The following is a 277-nucleotide window of genomic DNA, read 5'->3' as shown; positions in this document are numbered from 1 at the left end:
CAGAAAAACTAAAAGCAGTTGCTGCACACCCTGCAGTTAAAATGTTTGAGCTGAAAATGAGCCAAGGTGCCAAGCCAGGTAAAGGCGGTATGTTACCTGGGCGAAAAGTGAATGCTGAAATTGCTAAAATAAGAGGCATACCTGAGGGGCAGGATTCAATTAGCCCAAATGGGCACCCAGAAATAAAAAATCCAAACGATATTTTAGACATGCTCACCACGATAAGAAGTACAACCGGTAAACCGACAGGCTTTAAAGCGGTAATTGGTGAACATAC

At 43.0% G+C, this 277-nt stretch carries 1 protein-coding gene; it reads left to right on the top strand.

Features of this window, described 5'->3' with window-relative positions:
• Positions 1–277: glutamate synthase-related protein (locus AAEY68_RS20970; RefSeq protein ID WP_350586818.1), on the top strand; the 277-nt coding region annotated here is incomplete at both ends.

The organism is Pseudoalteromonas sp. RB2-MNA-CIBAN-0110 (assembly GCF_040309305.1).
Lineage (GTDB): Bacteria > Pseudomonadota > Gammaproteobacteria > Enterobacterales > Alteromonadaceae > Pseudoalteromonas > Pseudoalteromonas arctica.
This window is presented reverse-complemented; position numbering and strand designations above follow the sequence as displayed.